12 protein-coding genes are annotated in these 16,097 nt (G+C 47.1%); 10 read left to right on the top strand and 2 right to left on the bottom strand.

Annotation, left to right across the window (positions count from 1 at the left end):
• The first annotated feature begins 32 nt into the window (after nucleotides 1–32).
• From GVN20_RS20395 to GVN20_RS20355, 9 genes are all read left to right on the top strand, one after another.
• On the top strand, nucleotides 33–605 hold the full coding sequence (locus tag GVN20_RS20395; RefSeq protein ID WP_166560128.1) for a carboxymuconolactone decarboxylase family protein: 573 nt from the start codon (nucleotides 33–35) through the stop codon (nucleotides 603–605).
• A 130-nt stretch (nucleotides 606–735) separates the two neighbouring features.
• Nucleotides 736–3,516: a TonB-dependent receptor gene (locus GVN20_RS20390; RefSeq protein WP_166560127.1), complete on the top strand. Its 2,781-nt coding sequence runs from the start codon at nucleotides 736–738 to the stop codon at nucleotides 3,514–3,516.
• Nucleotides 3,513–4,766, top strand: coding sequence for an MFS transporter (locus GVN20_RS20385; RefSeq protein WP_166560126.1), 1,254 nt, complete (start codon nucleotides 3,513–3,515; stop codon nucleotides 4,764–4,766). Before GVN20_RS20390 ends, GVN20_RS20385 begins: the two co-directional genes overlap by 4 nt.
• Before the next feature lie 178 nt (nucleotides 4,767–4,944).
• Complete coding sequence (locus GVN20_RS20380) at nucleotides 4,945–5,490, top strand: carboxymuconolactone decarboxylase family protein (protein WP_166560125.1); 546 nt, start codon at nucleotides 4,945–4,947, stop codon at nucleotides 5,488–5,490.
• A 33-nt stretch (nucleotides 5,491–5,523) separates the two neighbouring features.
• Nucleotides 5,524–6,087: a carboxymuconolactone decarboxylase family protein gene (locus tag GVN20_RS20375; protein WP_166560124.1), complete on the top strand. Its 564-nt coding sequence runs from the start codon at nucleotides 5,524–5,526 to the stop codon at nucleotides 6,085–6,087.
• A gap of 120 nt (nucleotides 6,088–6,207) precedes the next feature.
• On the top strand, nucleotides 6,208–7,365 hold the full coding sequence (locus tag GVN20_RS20370) for a DUF3179 domain-containing (seleno)protein (protein ID WP_166560123.1): 1,158 nt from the start codon (nucleotides 6,208–6,210) through the stop codon (nucleotides 7,363–7,365).
• A gap of 619 nt (nucleotides 7,366–7,984) precedes the next feature.
• Nucleotides 7,985–9,337: a vanadium-dependent haloperoxidase gene (locus GVN20_RS20365; RefSeq protein ID WP_166560122.1), complete on the top strand. Its 1,353-nt coding sequence runs from the start codon at nucleotides 7,985–7,987 to the stop codon at nucleotides 9,335–9,337.
• A gap of 21 nt (nucleotides 9,338–9,358) precedes the next feature.
• Entirely contained in the window at nucleotides 9,359–9,748 is a 390-nt protein-coding gene (locus GVN20_RS20360) for a hypothetical protein (protein ID WP_166560121.1), read from the top strand.
• 109 nt (nucleotides 9,749–9,857) lie between these two features.
• Nucleotides 9,858–10,478, top strand: a complete 621-nt coding sequence (locus GVN20_RS20355) for a hypothetical protein (RefSeq protein WP_114069128.1) — start codon at nucleotides 9,858–9,860, stop codon at nucleotides 10,476–10,478.
• Nucleotides 10,479–10,542: 64 nt separating this feature from the next.
• On the opposite strand, the gene GVN20_RS20350 is transcribed toward GVN20_RS20355, so the two are convergent.
• Nucleotides 10,543–11,529, bottom strand: a complete 987-nt coding sequence (locus GVN20_RS20350) for a phosphotransferase enzyme family protein (protein WP_166560120.1) — start codon at nucleotides 11,527–11,529, stop codon at nucleotides 10,543–10,545.
• Between the two features lie 259 nt (nucleotides 11,530–11,788).
• On the opposite strand from GVN20_RS20350, the gene GVN20_RS20345 reads away from it, so the two are divergent.
• Nucleotides 11,789–13,186: a pyridoxal-dependent decarboxylase gene (locus GVN20_RS20345; RefSeq protein ID WP_206023335.1), complete on the top strand. Its 1,398-nt coding sequence runs from the start codon at nucleotides 11,789–11,791 to the stop codon at nucleotides 13,184–13,186.
• An 82-nt stretch (nucleotides 13,187–13,268) separates the two neighbouring features.
• On the opposite strand, the gene GVN20_RS20340 is transcribed toward GVN20_RS20345, so the two are convergent.
• Nucleotides 13,269–16,022 (bottom strand): bifunctional YncE family protein/alkaline phosphatase family protein, encoded by a 2,754-nt coding sequence (locus GVN20_RS20340; RefSeq protein ID WP_166560119.1) that lies wholly within the window; start codon nucleotides 16,020–16,022, stop codon nucleotides 13,269–13,271.
• Nucleotides 16,023–16,097: the final 75 nt, after the last annotated feature.

Raw genomic sequence — 16,097 nt, 5'->3', positions numbered from 1 at the left:
TTTTTATTGTCTTAAAAATCAATGCTTTAATTATGCCACATATTCCACTTCCCGAGCATTTGCCTGGTATTACTGGCTTGCTCGAATACCGCCTAGACACGGCGTTGCCGATTCGTGATTTGACGCAGATTTTATTGCGTGGCGAATCTACGCTGACCCAGGGAGAACGCGAACTGATTGCGACGATTGTGTCTTCACGCAACTGTACCAATTTTTGCGAAGCAGCCCACACCAAAGCTGCCGATATGCTTTTGGGTGAGACAGAAACGGCCCGATTGGTCAAATTGAATTTTGAAACAGCCCCCGTTAGTGACAAAATGAAGGCGTTGCTCAACATTGCCGCGCTTACCCAAAAAAGTGGTAAATCCGTTACACCTGAGGCCATCGAACGCGCTCACCATGCGGGAGCCACTGACCTTGAAATCCATGATACGGTGTTGATTGCGGCTTTGTTTTGCCTGTACAACAAGTACGTGGATGGACTCGCTACGGTAGCCCCGACCGACCCCGCTTATTATGAAACTTTGGGCGAACGAATCGTTGGGCGAGGATATATGCGTCCTCCAGGCGGGCATCAGCCCCCTAAATCCACTAATGAGGTGTAGGAAAAGAGCCAGCCAATACAATTTCCAAGATTACTCGTATTAAATTTTATACAACCAGTTTGTGTATAAGGAAACGCCCTGTACATGAACGAATTAACCCCTTTTTGGTAAAAGGGCACCCATTCCTGAAATGAAAAAACAACTCTACCTTTTTATATTCTTTACCTATATTTTAGCCGTGAATTCTCCCGTTCAGGCGCAGCAAACGCGCTTGACGGGAACCATTACTGACCCCGAGACCCACCAACCTTTGGTGGGTGCTTCGGTGGCGGTGAAAGGGAAAATTACGGGTACGGTAACCAATGGAAACGGGAAATTTGAGCTTAACACAAGCGTTCCGTCCACGTTGGTGATTTCAATGATTGGCTACGAACGCCAAGAAATAAACGTGCAGTCTGCGGAACCGCTCACTATTGGGTTGAAAGAAAGTACGGCTGACCTAAATCAGGTAGTGGTTTCGGCCTCGCGGATTGAAGAGAGTAGCTTGCGTACCCCCGTTACCATTGAAAAAATGGATGCCCGCGCCATTCAACAAGCTCCCGCGGCAACCATGTTTGAATCACTCAATAGCCTCAAAGGAGTAGACATGGTAACGAGTGGACTGACGCTACGACAAGTAAATACGCGCGGATTTAACAGCATTGGCAACAGTCGTTTTTTGCAACTGACGGATGGTGTCGATAACCAATCGGCGGGATTGGGGTTTCCAGCGGGTAGCTTTTTCGGCGTGTCAGATTTGGATGTGGAGTCTATTGAATTGATTCCGGGGGCGGCATCTGCGTTGTACGGCCCCGCCGCTTTTAATGGGTTGCTCATGACCAAAACCAAAAGCCCGTTTGATTATCAGGGATTGATTGTACAACAAAAAGTAGGTATTAATCACGTCAATGATCCTAATGGTGGCGGAGCTAAGCCCTTTTCTGAAACCGCCGTTCGTTACGCAAAAGCCTTCAATAATCGTTTTGCGTTTAAACTAAACGCATCCTATATCAAAGGAACGGATTGGTACGCCACGGATTATACTGACATTGACCCCAATACTCCTTCTGAAAAACGAGGAGCAGCCAACCCGGGTAAAAATAGCCTGAATATCTATGGCGACGAGGTAGCTTCCACGTTGCCAGGCATTGGCCGGGTATCGCGTACGGGTTATTACGAAAAAGACGTAACCACTTATGATGTATACAGTTTTAAGGCCAATGCAGCGGCACATTACCGCATTTCTGACAAATTGGAGGCTATTTATCAAATCAATTTTAATCAGGGAACAGCCAACTATACCAGCAGCAGCCGCAACATGTTGCGGGATTTTCGGTTTACGCAGCAGCGTGTGGAACTGAAAGGAGCTAACTTTTTTGTACGGGCCTACGCGGTCGCTGAAAATTCGCAAAATGCCTATAATACGCGCTCTTTGGGACAATTCATTAATCGTACTTGGGTGAAGGATTTGAGCGGGAATGTGGTGCCTATCGGTAAAGCAGATGCCACTTGGTTTGAGCGCTACGGTGCGGCTTACAACGGAAAAATAAACGGAATAGCGCCTCAAAACCATGACGTAGCGCGGACGTTTGCCGACGATGGTAGGGTGTTGCCAGGTACAGCTGCTTTTGAAGCCGCCAAAGACAAATACAGTCATTTGTACGGCCTCGAAGGGGCTGGTGTGTTGAGTTTGTGCAAAATGTACCACGTCGAAGGTCTCTACGATTTTACGCCTCATTTATCGTGGTTAAGCGTGCAGGCGGGCGGCAATATTCGCTATTATGATATGAATACAAACGGTACTTTGTTTGACGACAAAATCAATAAAGTACGGGTTAAAGAATACGGTGCTTTTGTGCAGGCCTCCAAAACGTTGTTTGAGGAGAAATTGAAACTGATGGTATCGGGTCGTTTTGACAAAAACCAAAATTTTACGGGCAATTTCACCCCCCGGGCCTCAGCGGTTTATTCCCCGACCAACAATCACCACATTCGGGTAAGCTACCAAACGGGTTTTCGCAATCCGACCGTGGTGGATCAATACATTAAGTTGAATGTTGGGCCGTTGATTTTATTGGGCGGTGCACCTTCTAATTCCGTAGGGCTCAACGCCTACGAAAATTCGTTCACGGCGGCTTCCGTAGGCGCATTCGGCGCGGCGTTTGGTCAGGAGACTGCCGCTGGAACGCCTTTCCCTCAGGCGGTTGCGAAGCACAAAGACAAGTTAGTCAAATCAAATGTGCCTTACATTCGCCCGGAGCAATTGCAGGCGTTCGAAATTGGGTATAAAGGCGTGTTGAACAACAAATTGTTGTTTGATATAAGTTATTACCACGGCAAATACACCAACTTTTTAATCAATCAAGTGGTGATTCGTCCCAATACCGCCAACGTCCTTTTGGCTGATGGTACGGTCAATCCTGCGGCTGCGCAGGACATTTTGAGCACCACAACGCGCCAAACATTCCAGCTTTATACCAACGCCGCCGACAAGGTTTCGACCAACGGAGCAAGTGGTGGCATAACGGCTTTGTTGGCCAAAGGCTACCGTCTGGGGGCCAACGCTACGTGGGCGCAGTTCAATATTTTGGACGCCAATCCCAACAATGTACCTGCGTTCAACACACCGAAATGGAAAACCAACGTGACATTTAGCAACGCCCGTTTGACCGATAAAGTGGGTTTCAGCATCGCGTGGCATTGGCAGGACGCCTTTCAGTGGTACGGAACATTTACCGAAAACCGCCCAGGGTTGGTGCCTGCTTATAGTTTGATTGATGCTCAGGTGTCTTACAAGCTCCCCAAACTGAAATCGATCGTGAAAGTAGGAGCGTCGAATCTGGGCAACAACTACGTAGTACAGGCCTTTGGCTCGCCAGCGGTGGGCGGATTATATTATGTGAGTTTGACTTTTGACGAGTTGCTGAGATGATGAAAGTCGATAAAATAAATCCGTTGGCCGGGCAACTAACAGCTGGGCCTTCGGTTTCGCAAAATTTAGCGTTTGCGTTGTGCATGATTAGCTATTTATTTGGCGGAACGGTGGCAACACTCATGTCGGTGTACTTGCCCGTGGCCGTGCCTGAATTGCTCGGCGGTACTGTATCTGAAGCGCATTTGGGCGAAGTGGGTGCTTACATTGGCGCGGCCTTTCTGTACGGTTGGGGCGTTGGCGGGCTTACCTTTGGAGTAGTCAGTGACCGCATTGGGCGCGTAAAATCATTGGCGCTCGTTACTGGATTGTACGGAATAGCTACACTGCTGACGGTGTTTGTCCCCAATTGGTATGCGCTCATTGCCTGCCGATTTGCCGCTGGGATGGGCATTGGTGGGGTATTGCTGATTTCGACGGTGTATTTGTCCGAAATCTGGCCCGTCCGTACACGTCCTATTGCGCTGGGGATTTTGGCTGTTGCATTTCCAATCGGTATCGTGACCACAGGCGGATTAAATGTTTTTTTTGCGAATTGGAGAGACGCTTTTTGGTTGGGAATAATACCCATTGGCACCGCTTTGGCCATGATACGATGCCTCCCTGAGTCTGCCGCGTGGGCGAGTAGTCGCCAAACCTATCGTAAACAAACCTCCGAATTGTGGGACGCTGACAATCGGCCCAATCTCATCATCGGTACCCTCATATTTGGCTCGGTACTTATTGGGTTGTGGGGTATTTTTTCGTGGATACCTACGTGGGTTCAATCACTCCTTCCGGTGGGTCAAAACGGCCAACAAGAACGTGGTATTACGATGATGCTCCTTGGTTCGGGTGGGATTGTGGGTGGCGTACTTTCGGGTTTTTTGATAAAGAGTCTTGGTGTTCGCAAAACGCTCATTGTCACGTTTTTGGGTTGCGCGTCGGTTTCGTTCATATTGTTTTTGACCAACAGAAGTTTCAGCCCGATTGTCTACATCGAAATGGCGTGCCTGTCGTTGTTTTTTGGCATTAGTCAAGGGGCACTTTCTGGCTACATTCCCCAATTGTTTCCGACCGTCATTCGGGCAACGGCCGCAGGTTTCTGCTTCAACATCGGGCGTTTTTTTACGGCTACTTCGGTGTTTTTTGTGGGGGCTATGGTGGCTTTTTTCGGCGGACTCAGCAACGCGCTACTGACTTTTTCAGTCGCTTTTTTGGTGTCGTTGGCGGGGGCTTTTTTCAGTAGAGAGACAAAAATCAATGAATAAGCGATGCATTCGAAATGTACCGTGAAAGTAGGAAGTGATTGGGGAGTGTCGTTGTTTGTTGGTTATAAATTGTTGATAATAAGAGTATTCATAAATAATAGGTTAATAATTGTACAAACAGGCTTGTTGCTTAATGGGCCTGTTTTTCTTCCACCTAATCTACAAAACTTGTATAATCATGCCACATATTTCATTACCTGAAGGTTTTCCGGGCATCCGCAGTTTGGCGGTCTATCGCCCCGATACTGGCGCGGCGCTGTACGCATTGGCCGAGGCACTTTTGCGTGGCGATTCGTCACTGAGTCAAGCGGATGCCGAACTAATTGCGGCCTTTACATCTTCGCAAAATGACTGTACTTTTTGTACATGTAGCCACGCGGCGGCGGCCCGTTATTTGTTTGGTACCGATAAAGAAATCGTGGATGCGGTCATTGCAGACTATCAAACGGCTCCCATTTCTGAAAAAATGAAGACGCTCTTGGCCATTGCCCAGTGTGTACAGCAGGATGCACGAACGGTTTCGGATGAAATTGTAGCCAATGCCCGTTTGGCAGGAGCAACCGACCGCGAAATTCACGATACGGTGCTGATTGCGGCTACTTTTTGCATGTTCAATCGCTACGTGGATGGTTTGGCCACACTGACACCCACCAACCCAGGCGCGTATGAACCCATGGGCGAGCGCATGGCTACGTTGGGTTATGTTCCTCCCAAATATCCCTAGCCCTTTAACCAAAACGATAACCATAAATCAATTATGCCACATATTCAAGTACCCGAAAATGCGCCGGGAATCCTCGGCCCGATGAAATTCAGCCCCCAGACGGCGGAGCCTATGAATGCACTGGCTAATGCCCTTTTGCAAACCGACGAGGGCCTGAGTCGGGGGGAGCGCGAACTGATTGCGACTTATGTATCGTCGCAAAATGAATGTGTATTTTGTCAAACAATACACGGTGCGGTGGCGAGTGCTTACCTCGGTGATGAAGATTGGTCGTTTGTAAACGCCGTAAAGGAGGATTATGAACAAACGCCCTTGACCAATAAAATGAAGGCGCTTTTGGCCATTGCGGGGAGTGTGCAGAAAGGCGGTAAAAATGTAACAAGTGAGCAGGTAGAAGCAGCCCGTCATGAGGGTGCTACCGATAAAGATATTCATGATACGGTGCTGATTGCGGCGGCTTTTTGCATGTTCAATCGCTACGTGGATGGTTTGGCGACGGTTGCCCCGTCTGACCCCAACATTTACCGCTACCGTGCCGCAAGAATTACGCAAAAAGGATACTCGGCAGAAGGGGAGTATACCCCCCAAGCCACTTAGTAAGCATAGGTTGAAGTGAACATGAATCCTCCGACAATTTTGTCGGAGGATTTTACAAAAACTATGGCATAACAATTTGTTAATGAGTTGATTATTTATAAAATGTATTTTGTCAAACACATGAAAAATTTATTTTATATCGGCATAGCCGGTCTCCTTTTGTTTGAAATCGCCAACGTGTATTTCATCATGCCTATGCCGGGGAGTCAACGTTTGAACAGCATTGAGGTGGCCTATTTTTTGCATTCGTGGAAGTGGGTTTTTCGTAGTTTATTAGGGTGCTTGATACTCCTTGGGGGGCTGCCAGCCTTTCGGGCGGGGCGATGGGGCGCGTTTTGGGCGGGCTTGGCCTTATTGGCTGTCTCAGTCGTGGCCTACGCTGCCAATTTTGAAATGGCCGCCGATTCCATGTTTTATCAACCGTCCGTTTTGACTTTTAAAAATGCCGCTGCAAATAAGGTCGATAAGGAACGTATAGTAATTGGCGTTGAAATCAACGGTCAGGCGCGGGCCTATCCGATTCAGTTTATTGGTTACCATCATCAGGTACGGGATACTTTGGGCGGGAAGTCCATCATTGTTACTTATTGCACGGTTTGTCGCACGGGGCGGGTTTTTGAGCCTGTGATAAATGGCCAGCCCGAAACCTTTCGACTTGTAGGAATGGATCATTTTAATGCCATGTTTGAGGATAAAACCACTGGGAGTTGGTGGCGGCAAGCCAACGGCGAAGCCATTGCGGGGAAATTGAAAGGCCAAACGCTGCCAGAATTGGAGATTACGCAAATTTCGCTTGCCAAATGGCTGGCATTGTACCCCAACAGTTTGGTCATGCAGCCAGATACGAAGTTTCGGGAAGAATATGATTCATTGAGCAATTATGAATCGGGCAAGCGGAAAGGAAAACTTACGAAGCGAGATTCGGCTTCTTGGCAGGAAAAATCGTGGGTGGTGGGCGTTGAGGTGAGCAGCGGGGTAAAAGCCTACGATTGGAATCAGTTGCTAAAGAAACGAATCATCAACGACATGGTCGGTTATTTGCCCATCACCGTTGTGTTGGCCTCTGATAATAAGAGCTTTACGGCTTTACGCCGCGCTACCCCTGGACAAGTACTGTCGGTCAAAAATGATTCTTTGTTTGATAATGGAGGCAGTGCATACAACTTGCTCGGCAAATCATACATCCCCGACAGACCTGATTTATTAAAAGTCAACGCATATCAAGAATATTGGCACAGTTGGCAGACTTTTCATCCTGATACCAAGCAGTTTAAATAAGCTAATGCAGTAAGTTAGTTTATGCCATAACACACTATTTATTAATCTGTTATTGAAATTTTAATCATGAGAAAAATTTATTTTTTTCCTCTTTTTAATGTTATCCAGTGAGCTATTAATTGCCCCAAATTAAAATCTGACACAAAGCAATATTCGAATGAAATGGGTTAGTCAAAATGGGATATAATTTATGTGCCATTGGCTGAACTCGACCCTGCTTTACAGCTACCTAAGTAGAAGATTTGCCGATGCCTTCAACACCGTGAATGCCACGGCCAACGGTACCAAGTTACCGTTTGGTTGACCTGAATAAGACTTTTTATTTGATAAATAAATATACTTTTCGGCTGTTGGACAATAACTTAATAAACAAAAGCCGTTTTGCGAAATGCCCTACATTTTACCTTGGCCTGTGGATTGGGCCACTGGATGGAAGGAGTATTGTTGCAACGGTTGGGGTAAATATTTGAAAAGACAAGAACTGCTGGAATATGACTAAAAACGCTTGTTATTATGGTATATAAAATAAGCTAAGGATATATTTTGGCATAGTAATTGAAGTGTATACGTTAAATGGGCATTGTGTGCTTGCTCAAACAGTCATTTAAGTCTAACTCTTATGAAGAAGCTTTTTTACTTTATTGTCAGCCTTGTTTTTTTTGCGGGGTGTACGGGTACGGAAATAGAGCCGTCTAAACCCAATAATGTGTCCAATTATTCGGCAGATTTTCTGCGCGAGTGGTTTAAGTTAGAATGCCGAATCGTGAAAGAAACGCCTGGGTTTTTACCTCCGCAAGCCTCACGAGCTTTTGGCTACGTGGGCATTACGGCCTACGAAGCGGCGTACAGTGGCATCCCGAATGCCAAGCCATTGGCGGGTCAACTCAACCGGTTGATTCCAGCAGATATGCCCGTAGCGATACCGCTCAATGTGCGCTACCACTGGGGAATTGTGGTCAATTCCGCCGTGGCCGACATGATGCGGTTTATGTTTGACAAAAACATAAGCCCCGCCAATCTCGCCAAAATCAATGAGTTGGAAGGGCAATACTTGTCGATTTTTGCCGAAACCACTTCTGAAATATTGCGAGAGGAATCGGTGAAACATGGGAAAGCCGTGGCTAAGGCCATTTATGAATATTCCAAATCGGATGGTGGCCATGATTCGTATCTCAATCCTTTTTCGAGGCCTTTTACTCCCGTGAGGGGCATTGATAAGTGGGAACCAACCGATGCCAAAAACCTCACCCCGTTGAGTCCTTATTGGTACAAATGCCGCCCCGTTTTGGCTTCAAATATGACGTATGGCACTCCGCCCAAGCCGATTCCATTTTCATTTGATACCCAATCGGATTTTTTCAAACAGGCATTTCACGTTTATACGCAGGTGAACAAAAATACGCCCGATCAAATCGAAATCGCCAAATTTTGGGCCGATGATCCATTTGCCACCTGTACCCCTACTGGGCACACGTTCAATATCATGACACAGCTATTGGAAGAAACCAACTCAACCCTTGAACGGGCCGTTGTGGGCTATGCCATGCTGGGCATTGGTGAAATTGATGCTTTTATTGCCTGTTGGAAAGCCAAATACGACTATTCACTGATACGTCCAGTTACGTATATTCAGCGGTATATTGACCCCAATTTCAAAACCGTGATCGGAACACCCCCTTTTCCTGCTTATACCTCTGGGCACGCCACCGAAATCGGTGTGGGAGAGCGCATTTTTACGAAACTTTTTACCAGCGGCGATGGGACATACGCGCTGACAGACCGCTCACAAGTACAGCACGGTTTTGCACCCCGGAAATTCTCAAACTTTGCCGAAATGGCCGAAGAATGTGCTAATTCGCGCCTTTATGGAGGTATCCACTATGATATGGACAACATAAACGGCTTGAAAATGGGCCGGGGAATTGGGGATAATGTCGTTAAATCCATCCAATGGCCTTCCGTAATTAAGTAACGCTCAATACTACCTGTCACTATGAAATTTAAACTTTTTTATTGGGTAATAATCGGTTGTATAGGCCTATTGAGTTGTGAAAAAAATGATGATGCTCAATTTGAAAAGGACGTACAATTAATGGCGAATTTGGAGTGTGAAGCTCGCCAATTGAAGGAAGAACGCTTCAACGCCGCCAACGATATTCGGTTCATGGAAGATTCATTGGCCAAGCATCACTTGCCGCTTTCGCCCGCACAAAGCCAGCACATTGATTCGGTCAAGACGGTCTACACACTGCGGACGGGTCAATTGGCCGAAAAAATTACCAAAACCATGGATAGCCTCTTTGCCGTAAGTTATAAAACAACTGAGCAGCGGCAGGCGTTTGACGTAGCCACCGAAAAAAAGCTCCAAGAAGTGTGCAAATAGGTTGCGTGAGAAGGAAACAACGGACAGGAAACTTGTTGTCGATAGCAATTTTGTGCCAAGTAACGCGTTAATAGGTCATTTTTAGAATGATTTTATGAACAAGTTACAGATGAAAAAAATTAGTCTTTTTATCCTCGGAATTGCGTTGACGGGGCTTTTTCAACAATGCGCCGTTAGTCGACAAATATCGGAAGCAAAAACCCTGGGCGATTGTAAATACGCCATTGCTTCGGCCGACAACATCACGTTGGCGGGCATCGATGTTCGTCAATTCAGAAATATGCAGGATTTTGATTTGGCCAAGTCGCCAAGGCTGGCCTTAGCGTTGTTGAGTCAGGATGTGCCGCTTAATCTTCGGTTGAATTTGGATGTGACCAATCCGACCAAACAGCAGGCAGGAATCAATCAATTTGAATACAAAGTGTTTCTTTCTGAAAATGAGGTGTTTACTGGTTTCTGGGACCAGCGAATTGATGTTCAGCCCAACGGCGGCACCACCCGTGTGCCCATGCAGCTCAGCACCAACGCCTACCGCCTCTTGACCGACTCCAAAGCGCGGGATGCGTTTGTGAACATGGTCGAAAATTTATCAGGCAAGGCGGGTTCACAGCCTTCAAAGCTGACCATCAAGCTCCGGCCAACGCTTGGCATCGGTAATTCACAAATTAACTATCCTGGCTACATTACGATTGAAAAAGAAGTAACGGCCAAAATGCTCGCGGGAGAGTAACTGCCAATATTAAATCATGTAAAGGCGCAAAGAAAGTAAGCTTTTTCTTTGCGCCTTTGCTGTTTTACGCCAACAACTCATGTTTCGTGCACCATTTTTGAATCAGTCCGATAAAACGTTTGAAATAATCTTCACTGATAAACAAGTTGCCCCAATCATCAAAGCGTTTACACTGAACGCCTAAATAGAAAAACCAGAGGCTCACCGCCAAGTAGGGAATCAGACGTTTTTCTTCGTCAGAAATCTTCACAATGGTTTCGTAGCCTTCCAAAAACCGTTGGAGTTTGCGTTGGTATTCGTCGGCATCAAATTCAGTATTGAACAATTGCACATTAAAATACGCTAAATCAAGGGTTTGCCAACCGTTTCCGCAAAAATCAAAGTCAAAAAAGGTAACCTCGCCGTTGGGCGTAACGTGCATATTGTCAAACCAAATGTCCAGATGAACCGTGCCTGTTCTGACTTCCTTCATATTAATTTCCTTTAATTTTTCCACCAATTGATGGGTGGATGTTTTCAAAAAAGTCATGGTTTCAGAACCAGCAGCAAAAAAAGTTTGGGCACGTTGGAGGGGCGAAATGAGTAGGGTTTCGACGTTGTATGTGACTCGCTCCAAAGCTAAATTGTGCGTAACTTGGTGAAAGCGAGCCATAGCAATTCCGATGTTAAAATGCATATCGTCTGTAAAGCTTCGTATTTTTTCGCCTTCGGCAAACGAGAACAAGACCCCAAACCGCAGACCTTCGGGAGCCATTATTTCCTGAATAAAACTGCCCGTTGCATCGGCAATGGGGTAGGAGATAGGCACGCTGTTTTCGTTCAACAGTTTGAGCAGACGGATTTCTTCTTCAATTTCGGTTTTTGTGCGCCAATTGTAGCTGTAAAGCCTGAAAACCAGCTTTTTATCTCCGTCATTCAAAAGATAGGAATGATTGATACCCGTTTTCAGAATACGGCATTGAAGGGGGGCGTTAAGTGAGTAGCGTGACTGCAAAAAAGTGCCTAAGTGCGAAGCCGACAGCCTCGAATCATACACGGGAAAAGGGTTCATGAAGTTGGGATAAAGAGTAACCGAAAAATGGAAAACCGCAAGGGCGGCTCCGCGCAAAACCGCAAAATTACTAATGCAAAATGTAAAAGTTTTGCATGACTGGGCAAACCGCCAAAACGGGGTGCAAAGATGCACTTTTTACGTGTATTCTGAATCAATAAATAAAACAAGGGATAAGTATTGGTTTATACCCAAATGACATTTCCGACAATGGCTGATTTCGTGTTTCTTTGCAACTGAAAAACAATCCATTACAGCTATGTTACAAAATGACTTAAATCAGTTCGGAGAAATCCTTCAAAAAATTCTTGAACAAGGCGTTGATTTTTTACAAACAATTGACCAACGCCCCACTTCTGCGCCCCACACTGTGCCGTTGGTAGCCGCCCTGGAAGTAGACGGAAAGGGAACGTCGGCGGTTTTGGCCGAATTTAACCAACGTTTTGACCCGCTCATCGTGGCTTCTTCGGGACCGCGCTCGTGGGGATTTGTGACGGGTGGCGCTACGCCCGCCGCCGTGGCGGGCGACTGGTTGGCGGGCGTATACGACCAAAATCCGCAGGCTATTCAAGGGCAAGGTGACTTGTCGGCGCTGATTGAGGTGGAAACCATTCAGTTGCTACTGTCGCTATTTAACTTACCAGAAACTTTCACTGGCGGTTTTGTGACGGGGGCGACGATGTCCAATTTTACCGCATTGGCCGTGGCGCGTCAGTGGGGAGGCAAGCAGCAGGGGCGCGATATTGCCAAAGAAGGCGTCGGAAAAGGCGTAAAAATACTGAGCGCTACGCCGCATTCTTCGGCCGTGAAGTCGCTGGCGATGTTAGGGGTAGGAAGTCAGAATTTTATCAAAGTCAATACATTGCCTGGCAATCGGGAAGCGATGGATGTTGCGGATTTGGAAACAAAAATAGAAGCGCTTTCAGGCGAGCCTTTTATTCTGATTTCGAGTGGCGGCACGGTCAATACCGTTGATTTTGACGATTTTGAAGCCCTTGCTCGATTAAAAGAAAAACATAATTTTTGGTGGCATATCGACGCGGCCTTTGGCGGTTTTGCAGCTTGTTCGCCCAAATACAAGCATTTACTGAATGGCTGGGAAGGTGCCGATAGCATTACTGTTGACTGCCACAAGTGGCTGAATGTACCTTACGAAAGTGCCTTTTTTTTGGTGAAAAAAGAACACAGTATTTTGCAGGTAGAAACTTTCCAAAACTCCAATGCACCTTACCTCGGCAACCCGCTCGAAAATTTCAGTTTTCTTAATTTTTTGCCAGAAAACTCGCGCCGACTGCGCGCGTTGCCCGCGTGGTTTACGCTAAAGGCGTACGGTAAAAAAGGTTATCAGGAAATTGTGGAAAACAGCATCCAGATGGCGCAGTTGTTGGATAATTTTATTCAGCAAAGCATTGATTTTGAATTGCTTGCGCCAACTCGCCTAAACAATGTGTGTTTTACCCTAAAGGGTGAAGAAAATCAGGATAAAGTCCCTTTGTTTCTGACCCAACTAAACCAACGCGGAAAAGTATTCATGACCCCAACGGTGTATAACGGCAAAAAAGGCATTCGGGCGGCGTTTGTCAACTGGCGTACCACCGAAAAAGATGTAGAAATTGCAATTGCCGAAATGAAAGCGGTCTTGGCTCCTTCGGCGTAGATTAGTAATTCGCCAGATTGCTCACACTTGAAGCATGAAAAAAAATGGTTCGGGTTGCTCCCAACCCGAACCACATTGGCATTTACTTTTTCGGTTTTGTACTTTTCGGTTTTACATTTTTCGGTTTTGCCTTTTTAAGCTCTTCATCATCTTCGGCCCGGCGTTTTTGCATGGTTTCGGTGCGGTCCAATTCTTCTGATTGGGCAAAGGCTTTCCAGTCAAATTTTTCATCAAATGGGTCAAGCGCTTTTTGCGGGTCAAACAGGCGTTTATCAATCGCCACGGCATTGTAAGGCGTGTAATCGGGAGTATTGGTAAACAGGTCGATGAGGTTCGTCGCACTTGCGTCGTACTGGTTGAGGTAGGGTATTTTGAGGATATTCCAGAAAGTTTTGAACACGCTGCCAAAGCTATAGTGCTCATGTCCAACGTAGTTTTTCTTGACCCAAGGCGAAATCGTCAGCAACAAACTGCGGTGGGCATCGATGTGGTCAACGCCGCCCTGCGGGTCATCTTCCAGTACCACGATGAGCATTTTTTTCCAATAAGGCGTTTTGCTTAAAAACTCTACCACGCGTCCGAGGGCCAAGTCGTTGTCGGCCATGTAGCTTTGCGTAAACGGGAATCCCGCTTTGGCGCGTTCGCGGGTGCCATGGTCGTTGGGCAGCATCAGCGTTAACATAGATGGTAATTTTCCATTCGGTCCCCCCCATTTTTCGTTAAATTCCTTCATAAACACATCGGCCCTGAATTGGTCTGGAATAGCCATGTTGTAAGTAGGGAAGGTCTTGGACGAACGGTCATAGAGCGGGGAAGGTAACGGATAATTGATGGTATACAGCTCGCCGATGTACTTCATGGTACTGTCAGAATAAGCGGCGGCCATTTCGACCCCGAAACCGAAGTTAAAAAACTCCTTTTTGTTGCGTTCGAGGTGGTCCCAAATTGAGCCAGCCTCGGTATAATCTTCAGGATAAATGCTGCCTGCCGAGCCGTAAAAAGACCAATTTCCCGGTGCCTTGGAGGTATCAATCAAGTCGCGTTTTCCGCCGTAAGCGGCGGCGGTGCCCGTTTCGACCCATTCGTTGGGATATACGCCCACCATCCAGCGGTGGCCGTCGGCTGACACGTCGGCATCGCAGTAAAAATTGTCAGACATGGCAAAACGCTTCGCCAATGCCGTGTGGTTGGGCATCACGTCTACATTTTCCAACGTTTGGGTTTTGTTGCGGTTGGAAAACGTCGCTTTCAGGCCATAACGCGCCAATGAAGCCTCTCCTTTACCGTTGGTGTTTTGTCCAAATACTTCGTCGTAGGTGCGGTTTTCCTTGGAAATAAACACGATATGCTCAATGTTGGAAAGCGCATTTTTGGTAACGGATTTTTGTTCAAACTTAAAATTATTTGAAATCACTTTTTGGGTCAGCGCGGCGAGTTGTCCATCTGCGGGAATATCAATGACCGATACTGTTCCTTTCATTAAGCTACCCACGTAGCTACCTTCTGGGCCAGGTTTAAAATTTGGTCCGCCGTTGGGGCCGCTCCCAAATCCTTTGGCATTGGTGACAATCAACTGTCGCCCGTCGGGCGATACTTTCAGCTTGGACGGAAACCAACCCGTGGGGATATGACCCAATACTTTCAGGCTTGGAATGTCAATCACGGCCACGGCGTTGATGCCCGCTTCTGCCACGTAGAGGCGCTTTTGGTCGGGCGAGGTAGCCACGCCAAACGGAATCAATCCGCGCAGCTTGCCCAAACGTGGGTCGGGCTGCAACGGAATGGTATACACCACGGTATCTTTCTGAATATCAATCACCGATACGCAGTCGTTGTTACCATTGCTGACAAACACATATTTGTCCGTAGCGGCCACCGAGTTGGGGCTACTGCCGCCCACAGCGGGAAAATCCTCAATCATCTGACCCACCAGAAAGCCCGTTTTGGTCTTGTTTTTTACCTTCCAGCTCGTGCCGTTGGGCGAATAACTCCACACTGAAAAAGCCTCTGGTGCGTTTGGACTCCCCAGCGCGGGGATGCCTTTGGCGGCGTTGCCTTCTTCCATTTCCTTGCTGCCATATTTGGTAGCGGGCCACGGATGGGCGGTTTTTTTGAGGTTTTTGGGGTCTAAATCGGTAAAAGGTTTGTATTCAAAAACGCCCACGTTGGCCACGTAGATGCGTTGCTCATCGGGCGAAAAACTGATGCCGAAGGGATAGCGACCCGTGGGAATATTGTCGGCTACGCGCTGGGTTTCGGTGTTAACGACCACCATTCTAAACCCGATTTGGTCAACCACATAGAGACGTTTGCCGTCGTTGGAAAGAACGAGGTCGCCGAGGTAGCCATGCTCGTAGTTTTTGGCAGCGCAGTTGATAAAACCCTTGCCTTTGCCCGTATTTAGGTCAAACAAAAAGATTTTGTTGGTTTGTCCGCCCGCTACGTAGAGCGTTTGGTTATCGGGGCTGATGGCCAAACCCATGAAGCAGGCTTCCAAAATACCGTCGTCCGTTTTGAACCCTTCGGGTACTTGTAAAACGGTCGGATTGGCGCTGCGTACGTTTTTGATGATTGAAACGGAAAAAGGGTTAGTACCCGAGTTGGCGGTGACGGCGATGTTTCCATCCTTGCTCAACACCAATCCATAGGGGTGCGGGGCGGTCATGATTTGTTTGCCCAAGGGCGTAATGAGGCGTCCATTGGGCAACACACTCACGCCGTTTTTGTCAACTTTGGCGTATTCACTGCCCGCAGGAGCAGAAATTTGCCAAGCCTGTGACCAACTGAGTTGGCTGACGGAAAGGCACAAAAAGGAAAGGAAGAAAATGCGTAGCATAAGAAATTGATTTTTAAATTGCCATTAAATTACCATGGCAAGGAATAAAGAATAAAGTTTTGAGGTCTTTAGCCC

Source organism: Runella sp. CRIBMP (assembly GCF_009905605.1).
Lineage (GTDB): Bacteria > Bacteroidota > Bacteroidia > Cytophagales > Spirosomataceae > Runella.
This window is presented reverse-complemented; position numbering and strand designations above follow the sequence as displayed.